23 protein-coding genes are annotated in these 22,445 nt (G+C 69.8%); 15 read left to right on the top strand and 8 right to left on the bottom strand.

What is annotated here, in order from left to right; all coding sequences use genetic code 11:
* The first annotated feature begins 63 nt into the window (after positions 1–63).
* The 3 genes from GEV26_RS02685 (at position 64) to GEV26_RS02695 (ending at position 1,712) form a co-directional block, all read left to right on the top strand.
* Positions 64–504, top strand: a complete 441-nt coding sequence (locus tag GEV26_RS02685; protein ID WP_153651633.1) for a DUF4395 domain-containing protein — start codon at positions 64–66, stop codon at positions 502–504.
* A gap of 63 nt (positions 505–567) precedes the next feature.
* Positions 568–1,416, top strand: coding sequence for a sulfurtransferase (locus tag GEV26_RS02690; protein WP_153651634.1), 849 nt, complete (start codon positions 568–570; stop codon positions 1,414–1,416).
* Positions 1,416–1,712, top strand: coding sequence for a DUF1416 domain-containing protein (locus tag GEV26_RS02695; protein ID WP_153651635.1), 297 nt, complete (start codon positions 1,416–1,418; stop codon positions 1,710–1,712). Before GEV26_RS02690 ends, GEV26_RS02695 begins: the two co-directional genes overlap by 1 nt.
* Before the next feature lie 71 nt (positions 1,713–1,783).
* Here GEV26_RS02695 and dtd read toward each other — a convergent pair whose 3' ends face one another.
* Positions 1,784–2,206: a D-aminoacyl-tRNA deacylase gene (gene dtd, locus GEV26_RS02700; protein ID WP_153651636.1), complete on the bottom strand. Its 423-nt coding sequence runs from the start codon at positions 2,204–2,206 to the stop codon at positions 1,784–1,786.
* A 36-nt stretch (positions 2,207–2,242) separates the two neighbouring features.
* On the opposite strand from dtd, the gene GEV26_RS02705 reads away from it, so the two are divergent.
* The 5 genes from GEV26_RS02705 (at position 2,243) to manA (ending at position 7,517) form a co-directional block, all read left to right on the top strand.
* A complete protein-coding gene (locus tag GEV26_RS02705) occupies positions 2,243–2,737 on the top strand; it encodes a heme-binding beta-barrel domain-containing protein (protein ID WP_153651637.1) in 495 nt (164 codons plus the stop codon).
* Positions 2,730–3,668, top strand: coding sequence for a CAF17-like 4Fe-4S cluster assembly/insertion protein YgfZ (ygfZ, locus tag GEV26_RS02710; protein ID WP_153651638.1), 939 nt, complete (start codon positions 2,730–2,732; stop codon positions 3,666–3,668). Before GEV26_RS02705 ends, ygfZ begins: the two co-directional genes overlap by 8 nt.
* Complete coding sequence (locus tag GEV26_RS02715; protein WP_153651639.1) at positions 3,665–4,213, top strand: arsenate reductase/protein-tyrosine-phosphatase family protein; 549 nt, start codon at positions 3,665–3,667, stop codon at positions 4,211–4,213. Before ygfZ ends, GEV26_RS02715 begins: the two co-directional genes overlap by 4 nt.
* A 166-nt stretch (positions 4,214–4,379) precedes the next feature.
* Positions 4,380–6,194: a DEAD/DEAH box helicase gene (locus GEV26_RS02720; protein ID WP_153651640.1), complete on the top strand. Its 1,815-nt coding sequence runs from the start codon at positions 4,380–4,382 to the stop codon at positions 6,192–6,194.
* 57 nt (positions 6,195–6,251) lie between these two features.
* On the top strand, positions 6,252–7,517 hold the full coding sequence (gene manA, locus GEV26_RS02725; protein WP_153651641.1) for a mannose-6-phosphate isomerase, class I: 1,266 nt from the start codon (positions 6,252–6,254) through the stop codon (positions 7,515–7,517).
* 2 nt (positions 7,518–7,519) lie between these two features.
* On the opposite strand, the gene GEV26_RS02730 is transcribed toward manA, so the two are convergent.
* The 4 genes from GEV26_RS02730 to GEV26_RS02745 form a co-directional block, all read right to left on the bottom strand.
* Positions 7,520–8,602, bottom strand: a complete 1,083-nt coding sequence (locus GEV26_RS02730; protein ID WP_153651642.1) for a mannose-1-phosphate guanylyltransferase — start codon at positions 8,600–8,602, stop codon at positions 7,520–7,522.
* 28 nt (positions 8,603–8,630) lie between these two features.
* Complete coding sequence (locus GEV26_RS02735; RefSeq protein ID WP_153651643.1) at positions 8,631–10,136, bottom strand: fibronectin type III domain-containing protein; 1,506 nt, start codon at positions 10,134–10,136, stop codon at positions 8,631–8,633.
* 134 nt (positions 10,137–10,270) lie between these two features.
* Positions 10,271–11,524 (bottom strand): endonuclease/exonuclease/phosphatase family protein, encoded by a 1,254-nt coding sequence (locus tag GEV26_RS02740; RefSeq protein ID WP_153651644.1) that lies wholly within the window; start codon positions 11,522–11,524, stop codon positions 10,271–10,273.
* A gap of 56 nt (positions 11,525–11,580) precedes the next feature.
* The gene (locus GEV26_RS02745; RefSeq protein ID WP_153651645.1) at positions 11,581–13,302 is read right to left on the bottom strand and encodes a fibronectin type III domain-containing protein; all 1,722 of its coding nucleotides are present in this window, start codon (positions 13,300–13,302) and stop codon (positions 11,581–11,583) included.
* Positions 13,303–13,420: 118 nt separating this feature from the next.
* Between GEV26_RS02745 and GEV26_RS02750 the strand changes: the two genes are divergently transcribed.
* The 5 genes from GEV26_RS02750 (at position 13,421) to GEV26_RS02770 (ending at position 17,675) form a co-directional block, all read left to right on the top strand.
* Positions 13,421–14,350 carry an asparaginase gene (locus GEV26_RS02750; RefSeq protein WP_208431016.1) on the top strand — a complete coding sequence of 310 codons (930 nt, stop codon included), beginning with the start codon at positions 13,421–13,423 and terminating at the stop codon, positions 14,348–14,350.
* 79 nt (positions 14,351–14,429) lie between these two features.
* On the top strand, positions 14,430–14,840 hold the full coding sequence (locus GEV26_RS02755) for a helix-turn-helix domain-containing protein (RefSeq protein ID WP_153651647.1): 411 nt from the start codon (positions 14,430–14,432) through the stop codon (positions 14,838–14,840).
* Positions 14,837–15,589: a hypothetical protein gene (locus GEV26_RS17855; protein WP_194839948.1), complete on the top strand. Its 753-nt coding sequence runs from the start codon at positions 14,837–14,839 to the stop codon at positions 15,587–15,589. The genes GEV26_RS02755 and GEV26_RS17855 overlap by 4 nt, the downstream gene beginning before the upstream one ends.
* A gap of 78 nt (positions 15,590–15,667) precedes the next feature.
* On the top strand, positions 15,668–15,931 hold the full coding sequence (locus GEV26_RS02765) for a DUF2516 family protein (RefSeq protein ID WP_153651648.1): 264 nt from the start codon (positions 15,668–15,670) through the stop codon (positions 15,929–15,931).
* Positions 15,932–16,019: 88 nt separating this feature from the next.
* Complete coding sequence (locus tag GEV26_RS02770; protein WP_153651649.1) at positions 16,020–17,675, top strand: BCCT family transporter; 1,656 nt, start codon at positions 16,020–16,022, stop codon at positions 17,673–17,675.
* On the opposite strand, the gene GEV26_RS02775 is transcribed toward GEV26_RS02770, so the two are convergent.
* Both GEV26_RS02775 and GEV26_RS02780 read right to left on the bottom strand, forming a co-directional pair.
* Positions 17,602–18,294, bottom strand: coding sequence for a hypothetical protein (locus GEV26_RS02775; protein WP_153651650.1), 693 nt, complete (start codon positions 18,292–18,294; stop codon positions 17,602–17,604). The two genes, GEV26_RS02770 and GEV26_RS02775, sit on opposite strands and share 74 nt — an antisense overlap.
* A 76-nt stretch (positions 18,295–18,370) precedes the next feature.
* Positions 18,371–18,664: a hypothetical protein gene (locus GEV26_RS02780; RefSeq protein WP_153651651.1), complete on the bottom strand. Its 294-nt coding sequence runs from the start codon at positions 18,662–18,664 to the stop codon at positions 18,371–18,373.
* Between the two features lie 61 nt (positions 18,665–18,725).
* Here GEV26_RS02780 and GEV26_RS02785 point away from each other — a divergent pair, with 61 nt between their 5' ends.
* Both GEV26_RS02785 and GEV26_RS02790 read left to right on the top strand, forming a co-directional pair.
* Positions 18,726–19,349: an alpha-ketoglutarate-dependent dioxygenase AlkB gene (locus GEV26_RS02785; protein WP_153651652.1), complete on the top strand. Its 624-nt coding sequence runs from the start codon at positions 18,726–18,728 to the stop codon at positions 19,347–19,349.
* Positions 19,350–19,507: 158 nt separating this feature from the next.
* Entirely contained in the window at positions 19,508–20,512 is a 1,005-nt protein-coding gene (locus tag GEV26_RS02790) for a hypothetical protein (RefSeq protein ID WP_153651653.1), read from the top strand.
* Positions 20,513–20,515: 3 nt separating this feature from the next.
* On the opposite strand, the gene typA is transcribed toward GEV26_RS02790, so the two are convergent.
* A complete protein-coding gene (typA, locus tag GEV26_RS02795; RefSeq protein WP_153651654.1) occupies positions 20,516–22,381 on the bottom strand; it encodes a translational GTPase TypA in 1,866 nt (621 codons plus the stop codon).
* Positions 22,382–22,445: the final 64 nt, after the last annotated feature.

Here is a 22,445-nt window from a genome sequence, read left to right on the forward strand (position 1 = left end):
GACGCCCATCAGCCCGGGCACACCTGCACGTCCAGGTCGTGCCGTCCCGTTCGCAGGAGCATCATGTCCCAGCCCCTCCAGGTGGACCCACGTGGTCTGCGGGTCGTCGCCGGCATCACGGCGGCGGTCCTCGCGGCGGTGCTGCTGATCCCTGCGGAGCCCGTGCGCGCCGTGCTGCTCGCGGTCCAGGTCGTGGTGTTCGCGCTGGCCGCGTTCGTGGGCCTCGGTGCCTCGCCCTACGCGGTGCTGTACCGGCGGCTCGTGCTGCCACGCATCGGCCCGCCGCTCGTGCGGGAGGACGCCCGTCCGCCGCGCTTCGCGCAGGTCGTGGGCCTGACCTTCACCGGCGTCGCCCTCGTCGCACTGCTGGCGGGAGCGACGACCGTGTCCCTCGTCGCGACGGGCCTCGCGCTCGTCGCGGCCCTGCTCAACGCAGTCGTGGGCCTGTGCCTCGGCTGCGAGATGTACCTCGCGCTGCGCCGGCTCGCGCCGGCCGGCGCCTGAACCACCACTCAACCACTTCACGAACGTCCAACCAACGCCCGCTCGGGCACAACGGAGGTAAGCATGAGCCGCGAATCCGCGCTCGTCACAGCAGACTGGGTCGAGGAGCACCTGAACGACCCGAAGGTCGTCCTGGTCGAGGTCGACGAGGACGCCGAGGCGTACGACAAGGGGCACATCCCCGGTGCCGTCAAGCTCGACTGGAAGAAGGACCTCCAGGACGGCGTGCGTCACGACTTCGTCACCAAGGAGAAGCTCGAGGAGCTGTTGTCGGCCAAGGGCATCGCCAACGACGACACGCTCGTCTTCTACGGCGGCAACAACAACTGGTTCGCGGCCTACGCCTACTGGTACCTCAAGTACTACGGCCACGAGAACCTGCGCCTGCTCGACGGCGGCCGCAAGAAGTGGGAGCTGGACTCGCGTGAGCTGACGACCGACGTCGCCGAGCGCCCGGCCACGACCTACACCGCGAAGGAGGCGGACACCTCGATCCGCGCCTACCGCGACGAGGTCATCGAGGCGATCGGCACCAAGAACCTGATCGACGTGCGCAGCCCCGACGAGTTCGCCGGCCGCCTGCTGGCCCCCGCGCACCTGCCGCAGGAGGCCGCCCAGATCGGCGGTCACATCCCCACGGCCGGCAACGTGCCGTGGAGCAAGGCCGCCAACGACGACGGGACGTTCCGCAGCGACGAGGAGCTCAAGGCCCTCTACGCGGACGCGGGTCTCGAGGACGGCAAGGACACGATCGCGTACTGCCGCATCGGCGAGCGCAGCTCGCACACCTGGTTCGTGCTCAAGGAGATCCTGGGCCTCGAGAACGTCAAGAACTACGACGGCTCGTGGAGCGAGTACGGGTCCCTTCGTGGCGTCCCCGTCGCGCTCGGCGACGAGCCGGGTGTCGCCTGATGTGCGGGGCAGTCAAGGGCGGCCCCTCCCTCGAGGGCGTCGACGTGGCGAACCAGGCCGTGATCCAGGGCGTCGTCACGCGTGACGGCCAGCCGGTCGGCAACGCGTACGTGCGTCTGCTCGACCGCACGGGCGAGTTCACCGCCGAGGTCCCGACCTCGGCCACGGGTCAGTTCCGCTTCTTCGCCGGCCCCGGCGAGTGGACCCTGCGCACGCTGGCTCCCAAGGCGGTCTCGGTCGACAACACCGTGACGGCCGCCAAGGGCGTCGTCGCGGAGGTCGCGGTCGCGGTCTGAGCCACGACAGCCACGACAGCACGACAGCGAGGTGTGCCCGGCTCCGGCCGGGCGCACCTCGCTGTCGTTGCTCACATCTCGAGGATCAGTGTCGTCGGGCCGTCGTTGACCAGCGAGATCTGCATGTCCGCGCCGAAGACCCCCTCCGCCACGGTCGCGCCGAGTCGCCGCAGGGCGGCGCAGAACTCGTCGTAGAGCGGCTCGGCAACCGGCCCGGGTGCGGCGGCCGTCCAGCTGGGGCGCCGCCCCTTGCGCGCATCGCCGTAGAGGGTGAACTGGCTGACGACCAGGATGCCCGCGTCGAGGTCGGAGGCGGACTGCTCGTCCTGCATGATGCGCAGCCCCCAGATCTTGGCCGCGAGCCGCCCGGCCACCTCGGCGGTGTCGTCGTGGGTGACCCCGAGCAGGACCATGAGCCCCGGACCGATCTCGCCCACCGTCTCGCCCGCGACGTCGACCTGGGCACGTGTGACTCGCTGCACGACGGCTCTCATGCGTCGAGCGTAGCCGCGCCCAGTAGACTGGAATCCATGCCGTTCGAGATCCCGTCCGACCTCCACCCCGACCTCATGCCTGTGGTGTGGTTGCTCGGCAACTGGCACGGCAACGGCCAGGGCGACTACCCCACGATCGAGCCGTTCTCGTACGAGCAGGACGTCGTGTTCGCGCACGACACCCGGCCGTTCCTGCACTACTTCAGCCGCACGTGGATCACCGACGAGGCGGGGGAGCGGTTGCGTCCCGGAGCCATCGAGACCGGCTTCCTGCGGCCGGCCGGCGGCAATCAGCTCGAGCTCGTCCTCGCTCACCCCACCGGCTACGCCGAGGTCTGGTACGGAGAGGTGGACGGTCCGCGGATCACGTTGGCGACCGATCTGGTCGCTCGCACGTCCACGGCCAAGGAGTACACCGCTGGACAGCGCATGTACGGGCTGGTCGAGGGCGACCTGATGTACGCGCAGGACATGGCGGCCGAGGGCCAGGAGATGCAGTCGCACCTGTGGGGGCGGCTCAAGCGTGTCTGACAGCAGCCCACTCCTCGCCCTCCCCGGTGCCGTGCCCGGCGACGCCCCGGACGGCGGCGTCGCGGCCCACTACGGCGCGATCTCGGCCGAGCAGCGCCGCCTCGTGCAGGGCGGCACGTTCGTTGACCTCTCGCACCGCGACGTCGTCACGATCAGCGGCCCCGACCGGCTGACCTGGCTGCACTCCCTGACGACACAGTTCCTCGAGGGTCTCGCGCCAGGCGTCCCGACCGAGGTGCTGCTGCTGACCCCGCAGGGCCGCATCGAGCACGCCTTCTCGGGCGTGGACGACGGCGAGACCTTCTGGGCGCACACCGAGCCCGGCGCGGGTGCGGCGCTCGTGGAGTTCCTCGACCGCATGCGCTTCATGCTGCGCGTCGAGGTGGCCCTCGTCTCCCACGAGTGGTCCGTCATCGGGCTGCCCGGCCTGGCCTGGCGGATCGTGCCCCGCGCCTCGCTCCCCGACCTGCCGGACGAGCTCGGCGACCCCGTCGGCATGTGGGCCTGGGAGGCGCTGCGCATCGAGGCCGGACGCGTCCGGGCGGGTCTGGACACCGACGACCGCACGATCCCCAACGAGGCGGGCCTGCTCGGCGTCGCGGTGCACCTCGACAAGGGCTGCTACCGCGGCCAGGAGACCGTCGCCCGCGTCCACACCCTCGGCCGGCCGCCCCGCCGGCTCGTGCGCCTGCACCTCGACGGCTCGGTCGACCACCTCCCCCCGCACGGCTCGGACGTCCTGCTGGACGGCGTCCGCGTCGGCTTCGTCGGCACCGCCGCACGGCACCACGAGCTCGGCCCGATCGCCTTCGCGCTGATCAAGCGCAACGTCGACGTGGCCGCGACCCTCGAGGCCGACGGGGTGGCCGCGTCCCAAGAGGTGCTGGTGGACCCCGAGGCCGGGCTGCACGTCAGGCCGGTGCTGTCATGAGCGCCCCCCGGTTCGGCATCCTCGCCGTCTGCACGGCCAACATCTGCCGCTCCCCGATGATGGAGATGCTGCTGCAGGCCCAGCTCGACGACTCGCGCTACGAGGTCGCGAGCGCCGGGGTCCAGGGCTGGGACCGCAAGCCGATGGACGCGTCCGCGGCGGCCGAGCTCGAGCGCCTCGGCCACTCCGCGGAGGGATTTCGCTCCCACCCGATCGGCTCCTACCTCGTGGACTCCGCCGACCTGATCCTGACCGCGACCCGGACCCACCGCTCCGACGTCCTCGGCCTCAGCCCGCAGGCCCTGCGCCGCAGCTTCACCCTCGTCGAGTTCGCTGCACTGAGCGGCATCGTGACGGCCGACAGCCCGCGCGAGCTCGTCGCACAGGCTGCGCAGCAGCGCAGCCTCGCGCCGGCCGAGATCGACATCGGCGACCCCTACCGCCGGGGCCCCGAGGTGCACCGCGCGATCGCGGACCAGATCGCGGAGGCGGTCGCGACGATCAGCACCCGGCTCAACGCCCTGGTCACCGCCGACAGCCACTGAGTCCGATCACACGTCCCGTGAGTTTCGCCCCAGCGGCGCGGGACCGATATCGTGGGGTCGAGCGCGTACGTTTCCTCCCGCGACCTGGGCATGCATTTGGGGCTGTCGATCGGTCTGACGGGACTCTCGACCGATCCGGTCCCGCGCCGTCTACCCAGGAGAATGCATGACATCCGACCTTTCCGTCGACACGCCCACCTTCGCCGATCTCGGCCTCATCGACACCCTCGTCGAGCGCCTCGGCTCGCTCGGGTACGAGACGCCGACCCCGATCCAGTCCCGCGCGATCCCCACCCTGCTCGAGGGCAAGGACGTCGTGGGTCTCGCGCAGACGGGCACCGGCAAGACGGCCGCCTTCGCGCTGCCGATCCTGCAGAAGATCGACCCGAAGAACAGCAAGACGCAGGCCATCGTCCTCGCGCCGACCCGTGAGCTCGCGCTCCAGGTGTGCGAGGCCATCACGACGTACGCGGTCAACCTCCCGGGCATCCGGGTCCTGCCGGTCTACGGAGGACAGGGCTACGGCTTCCAGTTGCAGGGCCTGCAGCGCGGCGCGCACATCGTGGTCGGCACCCCCGGCCGCGTCATCGACCACCTGGAGCGGGGCAGCCTCGACCTGACTGCGCTGGAGTTCCTCGTGCTCGACGAGGCCGACGAGATGCTCAACATGGGCTTCGCCGAGGACGTCGAGCGCATCCTCGCGGACACGCCTGAGTACAAGCAGGTCGCCCTGTTCTCGGCGACCATGCCCAAGATGATCCGCAGCCTGGCCAAGAAGTACCTCCACGACCCGGTCGACATCGCGACGCCCAAGGCGACGACGTCGACGACCACGGTCCGCCAGCGCTGGATCCAGGTCTCCCACCACCACAAGGTCGATGCCCTGACGCGTCTGCTCGAGGTCGAGACCGGCGACGGCATGATCGTGTTCGTCCGCACCAAGTCGGCCACCGAGGAGCTCGCCGAGAAGCTGCGCGCCCGCGGCTACACCGCGGCAGCCCTCAACGGCGACCTGGTCCAGGCCCAGCGCGAGCGCACGGTCTCGCAGCTCAAGTCCGGGCAGATCGACATCATCGTCGCGACCGACGTCGCGGCCCGTGGCCTGGACGTCGAGCGCATCACGCACGTCGTCAACTACGACATCCCGCACGACACCGAGGCGTACGTCCACCGCATCGGTCGCACGGGCCGCGCCGGCCGCACGGGCGAGGCGATCCTGTTCGTCACCCCCCGCGAGCGCCGCATGCTCTCGGCGATCGAGAAGGTCTCGGGCCGCCCCGTCGAGGAGATGTCCGTCCCGTCCGCCGAAGAGGTCAACGAGCGTCGCGCGGGCCGCTTCGCCCAGGCGATCACCTCGAGCATGGGCTCGCCGCAGTTCCACGCGTTCCGCTCGCTCGTCGAGGAGTACGCGAGCGAGAACGACGTGTCGATGACCGACGTCGCAGCAGCCCTTGCGGTCATGAGCCAGACGGACAAGGAGTTCTTCCTGCGTCCCGATCCGCCCAAGAAGCCCGCACGCGAGCGCGATCGCGACTTCGAGCCCCGCAAGAAGCCCGCAGGCTTCGATCGCAGCGACCGGCTCCCCGCCGAGGGCGCTGCGGTCTACCGCGTCGCGGTCGGCAAGCGCCACAAGATCGGCCCGTCCGCGATCGTCGGTGCACTGGCCAACGAGGGCAGCCTCAAGCGCTCGGACTTCGGCAAGATCACGATCGGCCAGGACCACACGCTCGTGGAGCTCCCGGCGGACCTGCCGGACGCCGTCTTCGAGGCGCTGGCCAACACCCGCATCTCGGGCAAGCTGATCGACCTGCAGCCCGACAGCGGGCCGCCGATCCGCCGCACCCGCGAGGACCGCAAGGGCAACCCGCCCCCGAAGAGGTCGCACGAGAACCGGCCCTACCCGTCCAAGGCGCCGGACAAGGGTTCGTACGAGTCGAAGGGATCGAGCGGCAAGCCCGCTCGGAAGCCGCGGCACAAGTGAGGCTTCACCACTAGACTGGCTGGGCCCCACCGACCCCTTCCCTCACAAAGGTCGCCCATGTATCTGCTGGACAACGCCTCGCGGCGCTACCACTGGGGCTCCACCTCTGACATCCCGCAGTTCCTCGGGGAGTCGCCGGACGGCTCGCCGCTGGCCGAGATCTGGATGGGAACGCATCCGCTGGGGCCGTCGACCCTGGACACGCCCGAGCGGGTCCCGCTCGCGGAGGTCTCCGGGGAGCTGCCGTTCCTGTTCAAGATCTTGGCGGCCGACCGGCCGCTGTCCCTGCAGGTGCACCCGAGCCAGGCGATGGCCCAGGCCGGCTACGCCGACGAGGACTCCGCCGGGGTCCCGCTCGACGCACCTGAGCGGACGTACCGCGATCCGCACCACAAGCCCGAGATGGCGTACGCGCTGACGACCTTCGACACGCTGGTGGGGTTCCGGCCGACCGCCGAGATCCTGCGGGTGCTGCACGGCATCGACACGCCGCTGGCGCGCAGCCTGGGTGAGGACCTTCGCGCGTCCCCGGGCTTCCGGGGGATCATCCGGCTCGTCGAGCGGCTGCTGACCGAGGGCATCGGTGCGGACGAGATCACGGCGGTCGTCGAGGCGTGCCGCGAGCTCGTGAACGCGGGCATCGACGTCAAGCGGGCGTACGTCACGGCGGTCGAGATCGCCGAGCACTATCCCGAGGACGTCGGCGTGATCATCTCGCTGACCCTCAACCGGCTGACGCTGCAGCCCGGTGAGGCAGCGTTCCTGGGCGCCGGCATCATCCACGCGCACCTCAAGGGGATGTGCCTGGAGATCATGGCCGCCTCCGACAACGTGCTGCGCGCCGGTCTGACCACCAAGCCGCTCAACCCCGCGGGCCTCGTCAAGTGCCTCGAGCGCGGCATGTCGCGGCTCGCGCGCGTGACGCCCGAGCCCTTCGGCTTCTCGACCGACATCTTCAACCCCGACGTGCGCGAGTTCGCGCTCGCGGTCACCCAGTCGTCCAAGGCCGAGCCCGAGGGCGTCCTGCTGCCTCCCGCACCGCACCGCATCGTGGTGTGCACGGGCGGCGAGGTCGAGCTCGTCAACGGTGCGGGGGACCACCTCAAGCTCGCGCGCGGCGACTCGATGTACGCCGGTCCGGACGACGGTGACGTGCGGGTGCTGGGCACCGGAGAGGTCGCCCAGGCCTACACGCCAGACCCGGACGCGCCGACGGCCGAGCTCGTCGACCTGGTGCTGCCGGGCGGCGAGCGCCGGGTGCGTCGTGGTCGCCGCATGGACGGGTCCGGCCAGGCCGAGCAGGTCGACGGGCCGGCCACCTAGGACTACACGAGGTCGGTGCGGCCGCGCTCCTTGAGCTCGGCGACCACGTCCTTGACCCGCTGGGCGTGCGCGCGGGTCGTCACGAGCAGCGCGTCGGCGGTCCGCACGACGACCACGTCGTCGAGACCGACGACGGCGATCGTCGTGTGGTCCGCCGCGATCGCCAGACCGCTCGCGTCGACCCAGACGGTGTCGGGGGACGAGCCGGTGCCGACGTCCTGCAGCGCGGCGAAGTCGCCCACGTCGTCCCAGCCGAACGTTCCGGGCACCACGGCCATGCCGCCCTCGAGGGACACCGGCTCGGCGACTGCGTGGTCGATCGCGATCTTGGTCAGGCGCGGCCACGTGGCCTCGAGGACGTCCTGCTGTCGGTCGCCTCCCCAGGCACGGGCGATCTCGGCGAGTCCCTGGTGCAGTCCGGGCTGGAGCCGCGCGAGGTGACCGAGCAGCACGTCGGTGCGGGTCACGAACATGCCGCCGTTCCAGCTGTGCGCGCCGCCCGCGACGTACGCAGCCGCGGTCTCGGCGTCGGGCTTCTCCACGAAGGCGGCGACGGCCTGCGCGGACGGCGCCCCGGGGACGTCGAGCTGCCGGCCTGACTCGATGTAGCCGAATGCGGTCGACGGACCGGTCGGTGCGATGCCGATCGTGGTGATCAGGCCCGTGCCGGCGACGGCGACGGCCTGCGTGATCGCGGCCGCGAACGCCTCCTGCCCCTCGATCACGTGGTCCGCGGCGAACGAGCCGATGATGGCGTCGGGGTCCGATGCGCCGATCACCGCGGCGGCAAGCCCGATCGCGGGCATGGAGTCCCGGGGCGAGGGCTCGACCAGCAGACCGGTCAGCTCGGGCAGCTGCTCGCAGATCGCGTCGGCGTGCGCGGCGCCGGTGACGACGTGGATGCGCTCGGCCGGCACCAGCTCGCGCAGGCGGTCCCAGGTCTGCTGGAGCAGCGAGCGCCCCGAGCCGTCGAGGTCGAGCAGGAACTTGGGTCGCCCGGCCCGCGACAGTGGCCAGAGCCGGGTGCCGGCGCCTCCGGCGGGGATCACGGCGTGGAACGAGTCGAGGCTGTCCGGCGGGGTCATGGCGTCCTTCGTGTCACGGGGGCAGGGGTCACGGGGTGAGCTCGCCGACGGTCGTCGTCGGGGTGGGGTCGCCGAGCGACGCCTTCGCGGCGTCGAGGGCGACCACGGCGCTGAGCAGGTTGTGGTCGGAGGTGACGGGTCTGGCGTAGCTGCCGCCGTCGAGCCGGACCAGCTGGGCCCACGACTCGACGTCGAAGTCCTTCGAGACCCAGATGTGGTCGACGTGGGCGCCGGCCGCCAGGAGCGTGGTCGCGAACGTGTGGCTCGTGCTGATGCGGCCGTTCGTCACGTCCTTGGTCTGCAGGAACGAGTTGGCGAACCCCGCCGCCCGCATCTTCACGCCCGGGGCATCCGCGGCGCGGTGGGTGCCGGAGTTGAAGTCGCCCGCATAGATCATGGGGGTGCCGGTGTCGTTGATCTGCGCCATCCGGCCGAGCATCACGTCCATCTCGCGCGACCGCTTCGCATTGGCGTCCGCGCTCTTGCCGTTCTCGAGGTGCACGTCGACGAAGTAGAACGTGCGTCCGGTGTCGCGGGTCCGGAACTTCGCCCAGGTGGTGTCGCGCCCGTCGCCGATCGGGAAGCTGCCGCCGCTGATCTGCTCGAACAGGGCCGATCGATAGAAGATGTAGCGCGCCCGGGCACCTCCCTCGGCCCGCACGAAGCCCTGCGAGCCGCCCGTGAAGATCGCGTTGGTCGTCGCGCCGACGCGCTCGCCACCGGCCTCCTGCAGGCCGAAGATGTCGATCTTGTTGGCGTTGATGAACGAGGCCATGATGCGGGCCCGGCTGGGGTAGTCCGAGCACTTCTCCGAGCACACGTTCCAGGTGCCGACGCGGAACGACGACTCGCGCACACCGGTCGTGAACGTCACGGGCCTGGTGAAGGCGCCCACCTGGTCGCCGTTGACGGCGCGCACCCTGATCCAGTAGGCGGTGTCGGGGCGCAGTCCGTTGGTGATGAATGTCCGGCCGGTGCCGAGCGTGCGCACCGTCGTGGCCTTCTTGGTGAACCGCTTGTCGCGCGCGATCGACACGTCGAACTGTCGCGCGTTCGGCGTCCTGCGCCAGGTGGCCTTGATGCCTCCGGGGGTCACGGTGGTCACCTTGAGGCGGCGGACCGGGGCCGGCTTGAGCCGGAACCGGGCGATGCGCGAGGAACGGACCTTGCCGTCCTTGATCGCGTCGACGCGGTAGTACTGTTCGACGCCCGGGACCGCGGCCCGGACGTCCGAGAGGGTGAGCGTGGTGCGCCGCCGGTCGTCCCGCGCCTTGACCTTGGCCGTCACGGCGCGGGTCAGCGCGCGGTCGGGACCGACCCGGACGACGTACTCCTCGGCGTTGTCGGATCCGCGCCAGTCGAGCTCGACGCTGGTCGGCGTGAGGGGCTTGGCGGTCAGGCCGGTCGGCGCCTCGAGTCTCTCCTGCTCCGCGTACGTCCTCGACAGGCCGACGCCGAGCGCGCCGACCACGGCGAGGCACAGCAGCACGATCAGCAGCCGTCGAGGTCCGCGCCGCGTGCGCCGTCCGGCCACGCGCTTCGGGGAGGATCGCCCGGGCGGCTCGGCGCGGCGGCGCGGTGGAGCGATCTTTCTACGTGTGACGACGGGACGACTCCAGTGGCGTGCGGACAGGGTGGTCGAATACTACGACGCCGCGGGCGTGCTGGTCAGCCGAGCCGCACGTCGATGACCAGGGGGCTGTGGTCGGAGGGGATGGGCTTGACCAGGCGGCCGTCGGCGCCGATGAGCACGATGTTGCGCCAGGCGTCGACCCGGCTGCGCCACGGGTTCACGTAGACGTGGTCGACGTGGTCGCCCCACTTGTAGCTGATGACAGGCGCAGTCTTGAAGTTGTTGTAGCTGTTGAGGTGCTGGCGCTCCACGGTGCGGGCGAGATCGTACGCATCGCGGAAGTTGTGTGCCTTCATCGCGGCGCCCACCACGTCGGGGGTGCGGTTCTTGTGCGAGTTGAAGTCGCCCGCGAACACGACCGGCAGGTTGGCGGTGTTGACCTGTGCGGCTGCCGCGAAGAGCAGGTTCATCTCCGCGCGGCGGTTGGTGACCGCGGTGGAGTTGGTGCCGGCCACGGTGTGCACGTCAAAGGTCAGGAAGTGCCGTCCGGTGGACTTCTCGACCAGCTCGGCCCAGACCGCGTAGCGGCAGCCCTTGGCGTGCCAGCCGAGGAAGACGTGCCCGGTCTGCGCGTCCGGTGCCGTGGTGGCCCGGCAGCCGTTCTTGTCCTTGCTGCCGTACTCGTAGGCCGGCTTGTCGGCCAGATCGAAGCGGCTCGCCTTGTAGTACAGCCGCTTCGCGCTCACGTTGATCGCCTCGGCGTAGCCGGGCGGCGGGGTCGTGAGCTCGCCGGCCTCCTGCGTGGCCAGCACGTCGGGGCTCGCGGCGGCGATGCGCTCGAGGGCCGCAGGCTGACGGGGGCTGGGGCTGGTCGCGGAGGTCCGCACCCACGGGTAGCGGGTCGTGCTCTTCTGGTCGCAGACCGCCGAGCAGAGGTTGTACGTCATGACGCGGACGGCGAGCATGCCCTTGGTCGGGCCCGGGCGCACGATCGTGGTGCGGCCGACCCGGGTCGACTTCTTGCCCTTCTTGCTGCCGTTGATGCCGCGCACCTGGAAGAAGTAGTCGCGTCCGCGCGACAGGCCGGAGACCGTGATCTTGCTCGAGCGCACCGTGTAGGTCTTGGCCTTGCTCATCGAGTACGAACGCGACATGAAGACCTGGTACTTCTTTGCGCTACGGATGTCGGACCAGTCGAGCGACAGGCTCGTCGTGTCGTGGGTGCGGGAGTAGTTGGCCCCGACGAAGGAGACGAGACCGACCTTGCCCGGGGTCGAGGCGGCCGCGGCCGGCTGGAGCCCGGCGAGGACGAGCAGGCCGACAAGAACGCCGACGACAGGGATGCGCATGGGTAGACCCTAGTTGCTCAGGATGCCCACGTCAGGTCCTTGACCGACGTGTGACGTCATCGACCCGGCACGTCGAGCATCGCGCGGACCCCGTTGTGGTCGGTCGCGAACGGCTTCGCGTACCCCCTGCCGTTGCGTGCCATGGACACCACGACCCGCCACTGCCGCACCGAGATGCGGGGATCGATGTAGATGTGGTCGACGTGGTCGCTGCTGCGCAGAGGCGGGTTCACGGCCTGGTTCGCGCTGTTGTACGTGCGGTGCACGGGGTTGGTCGCCCGGGAGAGCGAGTTGACGATCCCCGCAGCGTTGAAGACCCGCTTCGGGGCGTCGTACCCGCCGGGGAAGCGTCGCTGGGCGTTGCTCTTGTTGGAGTTGAAGTCGCCCGCGTAGACGACCGGCAGCCTGTCCCGGTTGACCGAGGCGATCTTGCGCAGCAGCACCTTGGTCTGGCTGCTGCGGACGTCGTCGAGTGCCCGGCCCTTGAACGGCTGGAGGTGCACGTCGACCACGAGGACGGAGGTCCGGCTTGCGGAGTCCCGCAGCTCGGCCCACACCGCGTACTTGCCCCGCTTCGCGCTCAGCGTGACCTTGCCCGAGCGTCGCAGGTCGTACTTCGACTTGTTGTAGAACAGCGACTTCGCGCTGTAGTACGCCGCGAGACCGAAGCCCGGCAGCTCGCGCCCGAACCGCGTGTCCTTGTCGTGCGACTCCTGCGTGGCGATGATGTCGGCGCCAGATCCACGCGCGATGCGCCCGGCGTATGCGCGACGGGTCGACCAGCTTTTCATGCGGTTCGCGCGGGTGACGCACTTGTCCTGGCCGCAGAGGTTGTACGTCAGCACGTTGATGCGTGCGGGCAGCGAGGGCAGGCGCAGCGCACGGACCGGGGACCACTTGCCTTTCGAGGGGTTGTTGATCGCCCGGACGCGGAAGTAGTACGTCGTGCCGATCGTCAGGTTGGACTGCGAGGCGGTGGTGCGCCCCGTCGTCACGGTGCGCAGCGTGGACGTCATGGCCGAGTTCTTGGCGATCTGGAACTGGTACCACTCGGCGTTGACCGCTGCGGGCCACGAGGCCGTCACGCTCCCGGTCGCGCGTCCCCGCGCCGGCGAGACGCTGCGCACCTGGGACGAGGGCAGGTCGATGCGGTGCACGGCGGAGGCCGCCGACCTCGAGCCCCGGTGGGAGCGGACCCGGTAGAAGTAGTCGCCACCTCCGGTGGGCCGCAGGCCTGTGAACGTCACGGAGCGCCTCGCCGACGGTGCGGACGTCCGGGCGCACCGGGTGAGTCCACGGTTGCCCGACAGGCAGACCGAGTAGCTCGTCGCGTTCCGGGCCGCGGGCCACGAGATCGTGGCCTTGCTCCAGCTGACGGCCTGCCGGATCCCGGTGGGGGCGTCCGGCACCACGGGCGGCTTGAGGTTGAAGCCCTTGAGCGGTGACGTCCGGGTCCTGGACCCGCGACCGGCCGTGACGCGGAAGTAGTAGTCGGTGTCGGCGGTGGCCTTGAGCCCGGTCACGGTCCAGGACCGCTTGGACGACGTCGGGGAGAACCGGGTGCACGGCTTGTCGCGGGCGACAGTGAGACATGCGCGGTACTTCGTGGCGTGCCGGGCCGGCTTCCACGTCAGGACCGCCGACGTGTGGGTCGTGGTGGCCTTGAGCCCGGTGGGTGCCGCGGGCCGAGGACCGGCCTGGGCGGGCCCCGTGAGGGCCGAGGTGTACAGGAGGACGAGGACGCCGAGCGCGCAGGCGCGACCGATCCGAGAGTGCATCTGAGAACAACCTTGCTGGTGGGGAAGCGGCTCGACCGAGCCGACCAGTCCTCTGAGGGTAGGCGAAGAATTCGCGCAGACGGGGGTCTTGCCCGGTGTGCCGCCTAGGCTGTTGGACGTGGACGTTCTGGCAGAAGTGATCCGGTCCGGGCTCGTCGAGAGCCGTCACCGAGGTGTCGCCGTGGGGGTGGACCCGTCCGGCGAGGTCGTGTGGTCGATGGGCGATCCGGGGACCGTCGTGTTCCCCCGCTCGGCCAACAAGCCCATCCAGGCCCTGGGGATGCTCCGCGCGGGGCTGCCGCTGGATGGACGCCTGCTGGCCCTCGCATCGGCCAGCCACTCCGGCGAGCCGTTCCACCTCGACGCGGTGCGGGAGATCCTCGCGCTGGCGGGCCTCGAGGAGTCCGCGCTGCAGACGCCGCCGTCGTACCCGCTGGACCCGCACGAGCACGCGGAGCTGCTGCGCGGGGGAGGCGGCCGTGCGCCGATCCTCATGGACTGCTCGGGCAAGCACGCCGCGATGCTGCTGACGTGCGTGGTCAACGACTGGCCGACCTCGACGTACCTCGACGTCGAGCACCCGTTGCAGCTCGCGATCACCCGGACGTTCACCGAGCTCACGGACGGCCCGCCGGCCGTGGTCGGCGTCGACGGGTGCGGTGCCCCCCTGCTCGCGACCTCGCTGCAGCAGCTCGCCCGCGCGATCGGACGGATCGTGCAGGAGCCGGAGGGGTCGAGCGGCGCGCGGCTCGTCGAGGCCATGCGGGCGCACCCCGAGTACGTCAGCGGCACCCGCCGGGCCGAGCTCCAGCTGATGCGGGCCGTCCCGGAGCTCGTCGCGAAGTCCGGCGCCGAGAGCGTCTACGTGGTCGGCCTGCCCGACGGATCGGCGTACGCGCTGAAGATCGAGGACGGCGCCGAGCGCCCGCTGTACGCGGTGATGAACCGGGCGCTCGAGCTGGCCGGGATCGACGCCCCGCTGCTGCGCGAACGGCCGGTGGTGCTGGGCGGCGGCAAGCAAGTAGGAGAGCTGCGAACCACCTTCTGACCTGGCATTCCAGCCTCTGTGACCCAGGTCGCAAGCCGGACTGCTTGCATTTGCTAACTTTTGCAAGCACGATGGAGACATGGCCAAGCTGAACGTGCAGAAGACTGTCGGAGGACTCGGCGACTACTTGCGCGAGCAGCGTGGCCAGGCACAGATGTCGCTGCGACAGCTGGCCGAGCTCGCGGACGTCTCCAATCCGTACCTCAGCCAGATCGAGCGCGGCCTGCGCCGACCGTCGGCAGAAGTCCTGCAGCAGATCGCGAAGGCGCTCAGGATCTCGGCCGAGTCGCTCTACGTTCGCGCCGGCATCCTCGATGCCGACGAGAGCGGAGCGCGCATGGTCGAGGACGCCATCGCCCTCGACCCGCAACTCACCGAGCGTCAGAAGACCGCGCTGCTCGACATCTACCGCTCCTTCGTCGGCACCGAGGAAGCGACCGACACCGAGCTGGCCGCCACAGTGACAGAAGCCAACCAGGAGGAAAAATGAGCATCACCGACACCATCACCGTCCAGGTCAAATCCCTCGTCGACGACGTCCGGGGACTGCCCGAGTCGTTCAAGAAGATCGACATCGCCGACCTGCAGAAGCAGGCCGAGGGCCTGGTGCAGACCGCCGTCGGAACTGCCGCCGCGACGTACACCGACCTCACCAAGCAGGCCGAAGGCTTCGTCGCACGGGCCAAGGGCCTGAACGTCGACGACATCCGCAAGACCGTCGACAGCTCCGTCGAGGACGCCACCAAGACCGCCAAGGGTCTGGCGGACGAGGCGCAGAGGACCGCGTACGAGTACGTGACGGTCGCCAAGACGCAGGTCACCAAGGTGACCTCGAAGGCGCCGACCACCGCTCGCAAGGCTGCTGAGGCGGTCGACACGACGGTCAAGAAGACGCCCGAGCCGGCCAAGAAGGCGCCCGCGAAGAAGGCCCCGGCCGCCAAGAAGGCTGCGACCGCCGCCAAGAAGGCGCCGGCGAAGAAGGCGCAGGCCGCCAAGACGACGACGGCCAAGAAGACCTCGGCCGCCAAGACCACGACTGCCAAGAAGGCGTCGACGGCCAAGAAGACGACGGCCAAGAAGGCCCCGGCCGCCAAGAAGGCTGCGACCTCCGCCTCCTCGGGTGCGTCGGCTGCGGCCAAGAAGGCTCCGGCCGCCCCCAGCGGCAGCTCCACGGGCAGCAGCTCCAGCACCCCGAGCAGCTCCAGCACCCCGAGCACGGGTTCGTCGGCCGCCAAGTAGGCCCGTTGCAGCACCAGCATCACGAGGCGGGCTCCCATCGGGGAGCCCGCCTCTGCTGCTGCGCGGTAACCTTCGAGCATGTTCGAGCTGCAGGGTGGCCTGCTCATCGTGTTGTCGCTGCTCCTCTTCGCGGCCAAGGGGTTCGCGCTGGTGGACTGCGTCGCGCGGCAGTCCTCGCAGTTCACCTACCTGGAGACCCTGCCCAAACGCAGCTGGCTCATCATCTTGAGCGTCTCGCTCGTGGCGCACCTGATCTGGTGGGACCCGCTGCAGATCTTCAACCTGATCGGGACCGTCGGGTCCCTCGTCTACCTCGCGCAGGTGCGTGGTTCCGCACACTGAGTCGCGGGCGGAGCCGGCCGCCACGTAGGCTCACGAGGTTGCCGTGCGCGTCCTCGACGCGCAGAAATCTACGAGACCGGGAGATTTCATGAGTCAGTCCTCCACGCGCACGCCGTGGCGTGAGCGCATCGATCCGATCGTCTTCGGGGTGACCGCCGTCATCGCAGTGGCCTTCGTCCTGTGGGGACTGATCAGCACGTCGGGCCTCGGCTCGGCATCGAGCAGCGCCCAGAAGTGGGTGATCACCAACACCGGATGGTTGTTCGTGCTGGCGTCCACGTTCTTCGTGATCTTCGTGATCTGGCTGGCGGCCAGCAAGTACGGACGCATCCCGCTCGGTGACGACGAAGAGGTGCCGGAGTTCCGTACGGTCTCGTGGGTCGCCATGATGTTCAGCGCGGGCATGGGCATCGGCCTGATGTTCTGGGGCGTCGCGGAGCCGCTCTCGCACTACGCGTCCCCGCCGCCCGGGATGTCCGAGGCCGAGTCCGACGCCGCGATGCAGACGGCGATGGCCACGACGATGTTCCACTGGGGCCTGCATCCGTGGGCGATCTACGCGGTCGTGGGCATCGCGATCGCGTACGGCACGTTCCGCAAGGGACGCTCGCAGCTCATCTCGTCCGCCTTCGCCCCGCTCATCGGCAAGCGCCGCGCGGCGGGACCGATCGGACGGGTCATCGACGTCCTCGCCATCTTCGCGACCCTGTTCGGTTCGGCGGCGTCGCTGGGCCTCGGTGCGCTGCAGATCGGCAGCGGCCTGCAGTACAACGGCTGGGTCGACAACGTCGGCAAGGTCGTCCTCGTCGTGATCATCGTGGTGCTCACGATCGCGTTCATCGCCTCGGCGGTGTCAGGCGTGGCCAAGGGCATCCAGTGGCTGTCCAACACCAACATGGTCCTGGCGCTCGTCCTGGCGTTGTTCGTCTTCGTGGCCGGCCCGACGCTGCTGATCCTCAACCTGCTGCCGACCGCGCTCGGTGACTACGTCTCGCAGATGACCGAGATGGCGTCCCGCACCGCGGCCAGCGGCGACGCGGCGATGGAGGAGTGGTTGGCCGGCTGGACGATCTTCTACTGGGCCTGGTGGGTGTCGTGGACGCCGTTCGTCGGCATGTTCATCGCTCGCATCAGCCGCGGGCGTACGATCCGGCAGTTCGTCACGGGCGTCCTGCTCGTGCCGACCCTCGTGAGCCTCGTCTGGTTCGCGATCTTCGGCGGCACGGCGATCGACGTCCAGCGCAGGACCGGCGACCTGATCGACAAGGCCGGCGCGGTCGACACCGACTCCGCGCTGTTCGCGGTGCTCGACCACCTGCCCATCGCGGGGGTCTCGACCGTCCTGGTCATGGTGCTGGTCGGCATCTTCTTCGTCTCGGGGGCCGATGCGGCAGCGGTGGTCATGGGCACCTTGAGCGAGAAGGGCTCGATCGAGCCGTCGCGCCGCACCGTGGTGTTCTGGGGTGCCGTCATGGGCGGCGTCGCGGCGATCATGCTCGTCGTCGGAGGCGATGACGCCCTCAACGGACTGCAACAGATCACGATCGTGGCGGCGGTGCCGTTCGTCCTCGTGATGATCGCGTTGTGCATCGCCCTCTACAAGGACCTGCAGACCGATCCGATGGTCGTGCGGGGTCGTCTCGGGCGCAAGATGGTCGAGACCGCGGTGGTCACGGGCGTCGAGGAGCACGACGGCGAGTTCGTCCTCGTCGTCGAGCGGGCGGAGGAGGAGGAGCCGCAGTGACCGGGGCCTCTCGCTCGGCTGCCTGACGCTCGGCGTCCTTGACGCGTCGCCGGTCGAGCTCGCGGAGGGCGACGACGAGCGCGATCACCACCGGCAGCCAGTACTTCTGCTCCGCGAGCACGGCGTCCAGCCAGCCCGGCAGCTCCGGCGACGGGAGGTCGGGCCACGGCAGGTCGGGCAGGTCGGGCGACGGGATCCACGAGAGGTCGATACGGGGGAGCAGCGCCCCGAAGACGGCAGCGACCAGCGCTCCGATGCCCAGGGTGCCCAAGAGGATCTGGCCCAGCGCCTGCCCGACGCGGTGAGCCACGAACAGTCGAGGGTGGTCCCGCGCGAGCTCCTCGCGCTTCGCGGCCCTCGAGCCCGGCGGCGGCACGAGGGGCGTCCGGTGTGGTCCGCTTTCTGCCTCCTCCAGCAGGTGCGCCGCGACGATGGTGTTGCGCGGGCCCCACTGGACCTCGAAGCGGGCGCTGTCCTCGTGGGTCAGTCTCGTCCGGCCCCAGAACCCTGCGGATCGCCGGTCGACCTCGACGCCGTCTGCGACGAGCAGCGCCTCACGGACGTCCTCGCCTGTGATGACGTCGTAGGCGGTGCCATGAGTGCAAAGCGTCCATCCCATGCCTCGATCCTCCCCGCCGACGACGTGAGGCGGCATCGTCCGGACGTCCATGACAGGACGACCGAAAGTATGACCGTCAGCGTGGTCGAGCGCGGTGGAGCCAGCGGGTGACGATGACGCGCAGGTCCGAGAGGTCGTCCTCGGGATCGACCTCGGGGTGGGCCTCGCGGACGGCGCGGTGGGCGTGCACGAGGCCGACCAGCCACCTGGCGACGTCGGGGACGTCCAGCTCGCTGTCGATGTCGTGGACCTCCATCGCCGCGCTGATCAACGGCACCATCTCAGCCTCGTTCTCCGCGCCGATCGTGAGGGTCGGATCGGTGGCGAGGCGGTCGACGAGGTCGAGCAGCCGGTCCCAGGCGGAGTCCATGAGCAGAGCCTAGTGGGCACGGGGGCTAGAACATGTGTTCGACGGAGCGTAGGCTCGGGGGATGACGGACTACTACCAGGGATCACTGCTCGACGCGGGTGTCGAGCCGCAGATCGCGCGGTTGGCGCCCGAGCGCACCCTGCTGTCCGGTGGTGCGTGGGTCGACGTCCAGCCGGGATGGATCAGCGGCTCCGACGACGTGTTCCTGTCCCTGCAGGGCCAGGTGCCGTGGCGCGCCGACAGCCGGGAGATGTACGACCGGGTGGTCGACGTGCCGCGCCTGCTGGCCCACTACGGCACCCGTGACGCGCTGCCCCACCCGCTGCTGCTGACCGCTCGCGAGATGCTGTCCGACCACTATGAGCCCGAGCTCGGCGAGCGGTTCGCGACGGCTGGCCTGTGCTACTACCGCGACGGCCGCGACAGCGTCGCGTGGCACGGCGACCGCATCGGCCGTGGCCGGACGAACGACACGATGGTCGCGATCGTCTCGCTCGGTGCCGCTCGTCGGCTGTCGCTTCGCCCGAGCGGTGGCGGGCCGCAGATCGGCTTCGCCCTCGGCCATGGCGATCTCGTGGTCATGGGCGGGTCGTGCCAGCGCACCTGGGAGCACGCGATCCTCAAGACCGCCCGCCCCGTCGGCCCGCGCATCAGCGTCCAGTTCCGCCCCCGCGGAGTCCTCTGACCCCTGCCCCCCGGGGCGGTGCGCCAGCGTCCACAAAAGCCCCGTGGCTGGACGCCAGCGCACCGCCCCGGGTCCACAGGGGGCTTGGGGGTGCGCGGTCGTGCACAGACGGTTGCCCGGGCCGTACGTCAGTGGCTGGACGGCCGCACGGTGGTGGGATGCCCCGTCCTCTGCCAGTGCCGGATGAGCTCGCCTCTCGCCCCTTCACCGCGGCCGAGGCGCGTGCACTCGGCCTCAGCGAGAAGGTCCTGCGCGGTAGCCGATTCCGCCGGGTCTTCGTGCGGGTCTGGGTGCACCGCGACCACGTCATGACGCGGGAGGACTGGATAACGGCAGCCTCGCTCGCGGTCCCTGAGCGCGCGCACCTCAGCCACGTCACGAGGCTCCAGGCCCTGGGTCTCGACGTCGGGCCCGAGCGTCCATTTCACTTCACGGTGGCCGGCGACCTGCACATCGCGCTCGACGACATGTTCGTCCATCGGACGGAGGTCCTGCCGCCCTTGGACAGCGTCGGTGTCACGCCGGCTGCGGCGTTCATCCAGTACTGCTCGACGGCTCGCCTGATCGACGCCATCAAGGTGGGCGACTGGCTCCTGTACCGCCAGTACGCGACGATCGTCGAGATCGCGGAGCTGGCCGCTCGCGATCCGTGGCGCCCGGGCGCGAGTCAGGCGCGTCGGGTCCTGCCTCACCTGGAGCCCCGATCACGCTCGTTGAAGGAGTCGGAGACGCGGGCGCTCGTGGTGTTCTCGGGCCTGCCCGTGCCCGAGTCCAACGTCGACCTGGTCGTCCGGGGGAAGTGGCTCGGGTGCGTCGATCTGCTGTTCCGGCTCTGGATGCTGGTCCTGGAGTACGAGGGACGCCAGCACGCGGAGTCGATCGAGCAGTTCGGCAAGGATCTCGCCCGCTATGCCGGTTTCCGCGACGAATCGGTTGCGTACCTGCAGGTCACCAATCCCATGCTCCAGCGCCCGCGGGCGCTGGTGGGCCGGGTGCACCGGATGCTCGTCGAGCGAGGCTACGACGGGCCGGAGCCGGTCTTCGCGAGGCGCTGGGCCTCGCTGTTCCGCCCCATCCCCTCGGAGGGCGGTGCGATGGCGTCCAGCAGAGTGGTGAAAGTGGACGCCAGCGCACCGCGCCGGGGGAGGGGGGTGCGGCCCTAGGGCCTACTTCTTGCCGCGGTTGGCGCGGTTGCGCTCCGTGGCGTCCAGGATGATCTTGCGGATGCGGACGTTCGCCGGGGTGACCTCGACGCACTCGTCCTCGCGGCAGAACTCGAGGCACTGCTCGAGCGACAGCTTGCGCGGCGGCACGAGCTTCTCGAACTCATCGGCGTTGGAGCGGACGTTGGTCTGCTTCTTCTCACGGACGATGTTGATGTCCATGTCGTCGGCGCGCGAGTTCTCGCCGACGATCATGCCCTCGTACACCTCGGTGCCCGGCTCGATGAACAGCGTGCCGCGCTCCTGGATGTTGGTCATCGCATAGGACGTCGCAGCGCCCGCGCGGTCCGAGACGAGCGAGCCCGACGGGCGGGTCGAGATCTCGCCGGCCCACGGCTCGTAGCTCTCGAACGTCTGGTGCGCGATGCCGGTGCCGCGGGTGTCGGTCAGGAACTCGGTGCGGAAGCCGATCAGGCCACGCGCGGGGACGATGAACTCCATGCGGACCCAGCCGGTGCCGTGGTTGATCATCTGCTCCATGCGACCGCGGCGGACGGCCAGCAGCTGCGTGATCGCGCCGAGGTACTCCTCGGGGGCGTCGATCGTCAGGCGCTCCATGGGCTCGTGCAGCTTGCCGTCGATCTCCTGGGTGACGACCTGCGGCTTGCCGACGGTGAGCTCGTAGCCCTCGCGACGCATCTGCTCGACCAGGATGGCCAGCGCGAGCTCGCCACGTCCCTGGACCTCCCAGGCGTCGGGGCGGTCGGTCTCGACGACCTTGAGCGAGACGTTGCCGATGAGCTCGCGATCGAGGCGATCCTTGACCAGGCGCGCGGTGACCTTGGTGCCCTTCTCGCGGCCCGCGAGCGGCGACGTGTTGGTGCCGATCGTCATGGAGATGGCCGGCTGGTCGACCGTGATCAGCGGCAGCGCGACCGGGTTCTCCGGATCGGCCAGCGTCTCGCCGATCATGATGTCCGGGATGCCGGCGATCGCGACGATGTCGCCGGGGCCGGCGCTCTCGCCGGGCACGCGCTCGAGCTCCTTGGTGACCAGCAGTTCGGTGATCTTGACCTTGTCGACAGTTCCGTCGACCTTCATCCACGCGACCTGGGAGCCCTTCTTGAGGGTTCCCTCCTTCACGCGGACGAGGGCCAGACGGCCGAGGAACGGCGAGGCGTCAAGGTTCGTGACGTGCGCCTGCAGCGGCGCGCCCTCGGTGTACTCGGGGGCCGGGACGGCCTCCATGATGGTCTGGAACAGCGGGATGAGGTTCTCGCTGTCGGGCAGGCCGCCGTCCTCGGGCTTGTTGAGCGAGGCGCGACCGGCGCGGGCCGAGGCGTAGACGACGGGGAAGTCGAGGGCGTCCTCGCTGGCACCGTCCTCGAGAAGATCGAGGAACAGCTCGTACGTCTCGTCGACGATCTCGCTGATGCGGGAGTCGGGGCGGTCGACCTTGTTGACGACCAGGACGACCGGCATCTTGGCCGCGAGCGCCTTGCGCAGCACGAAGCGGGTCTGGGGGAGCGGGCCCTCGGAGGCGTCGACGAGCAGGATCACGGCGTCGACCATGGACAGACCGCGCTCGACCTCGCCGCCGAAGTCGGCGTGGCCGGGGGTGTCGATGATGTTGATCGTCACGCCGCCCTCGGGGGCGCCGGGGCCGTTGTAGCGGACCGCGGTGTTCTTCGCGAGGATCGTGATGCCCTTCTCGCGCTCCAGATCTCCGGAGTCCATGGCGCGCTCGGCGAGCAGGTGGTGCTCGTCGAAGTGGCCCTGCTGCTGGAGCATGGCGTCAACCAGCGTGGTCTTGCCGTGGTCGACGTGGGCGACAATTGCGACGTTGCGCAGGTCGGAGCGAATGGGCATGCGAAAAAAAGTCCTAAGCGTGGGGAATGCTCACCAAAGTCGGAGCCTTCCCATTCTACGGGTG

Source organism: Aeromicrobium yanjiei (assembly GCF_009649075.1).
In the GTDB taxonomy this organism is placed as follows: Bacteria; Actinomycetota; Actinomycetes; order Propionibacteriales; family Nocardioidaceae; genus Aeromicrobium; species Aeromicrobium yanjiei.

Coding starts and splice junctions, on each gene's coding strand:
- GEV26_RS02685 (WP_153651633.1), top strand. CDS start 64: ATGTCCCAGCCCCTCCAGGTGGACCCACGTGGTCTGCGGGTCGTCGCC.
- GEV26_RS02690 (WP_153651634.1), top strand. CDS start 568: ATGAGCCGCGAATCCGCGCTCGTCACAGCAGACTGGGTCGAGGAGCAC.
- GEV26_RS02695 (WP_153651635.1), top strand. CDS start 1,416: ATGTGCGGGGCAGTCAAGGGCGGCCCCTCCCTCGAGGGCGTCGACGTG.
- dtd (WP_153651636.1), bottom strand. CDS start 2,206: ATGAGAGCCGTCGTGCAGCGAGTCACACGTGCCCAGGTCGACGTCGCG.
- GEV26_RS02705 (WP_153651637.1), top strand. CDS start 2,243: ATGCCGTTCGAGATCCCGTCCGACCTCCACCCCGACCTCATGCCTGTG.
- GEV26_RS02715 (WP_153651639.1), top strand. CDS start 3,665: ATGAGCGCCCCCCGGTTCGGCATCCTCGCCGTCTGCACGGCCAACATC.
- GEV26_RS02720 (WP_153651640.1), top strand. CDS start 4,380: ATGACATCCGACCTTTCCGTCGACACGCCCACCTTCGCCGATCTCGGC.
- manA (WP_153651641.1), top strand. CDS start 6,252: ATGTATCTGCTGGACAACGCCTCGCGGCGCTACCACTGGGGCTCCACC.
- GEV26_RS02730 (WP_153651642.1), bottom strand. CDS start 8,602: ATGACCCCGCCGGACAGCCTCGACTCGTTCCACGCCGTGATCCCCGCC.
- GEV26_RS02740 (WP_153651644.1), bottom strand. CDS start 11,524: ATGCGCATCCCTGTCGTCGGCGTTCTTGTCGGCCTGCTCGTCCTCGCC.
- GEV26_RS02745 (WP_153651645.1), bottom strand. CDS start 13,302: ATGCACTCTCGGATCGGTCGCGCCTGCGCGCTCGGCGTCCTCGTCCTC.
- GEV26_RS02755 (WP_153651647.1), top strand. CDS start 14,430: ATGGCCAAGCTGAACGTGCAGAAGACTGTCGGAGGACTCGGCGACTAC.
- GEV26_RS17855 (WP_194839948.1), top strand. CDS start 14,837: ATGAGCATCACCGACACCATCACCGTCCAGGTCAAATCCCTCGTCGAC.
- GEV26_RS02765 (WP_153651648.1), top strand. CDS start 15,668: ATGTTCGAGCTGCAGGGTGGCCTGCTCATCGTGTTGTCGCTGCTCCTC.
- GEV26_RS02770 (WP_153651649.1), top strand. CDS start 16,020: ATGAGTCAGTCCTCCACGCGCACGCCGTGGCGTGAGCGCATCGATCCG.
- GEV26_RS02775 (WP_153651650.1), bottom strand. CDS start 18,294: ATGGGATGGACGCTTTGCACTCATGGCACCGCCTACGACGTCATCACA.
- GEV26_RS02780 (WP_153651651.1), bottom strand. CDS start 18,664: ATGGACTCCGCCTGGGACCGGCTGCTCGACCTCGTCGACCGCCTCGCC.
- GEV26_RS02785 (WP_153651652.1), top strand. CDS start 18,726: ATGACGGACTACTACCAGGGATCACTGCTCGACGCGGGTGTCGAGCCG.
- GEV26_RS02790 (WP_153651653.1), top strand. CDS start 19,508: ATGCCCCGTCCTCTGCCAGTGCCGGATGAGCTCGCCTCTCGCCCCTTC.
- typA (WP_153651654.1), bottom strand. CDS start 22,381: ATGCCCATTCGCTCCGACCTGCGCAACGTCGCAATTGTCGCCCACGTC.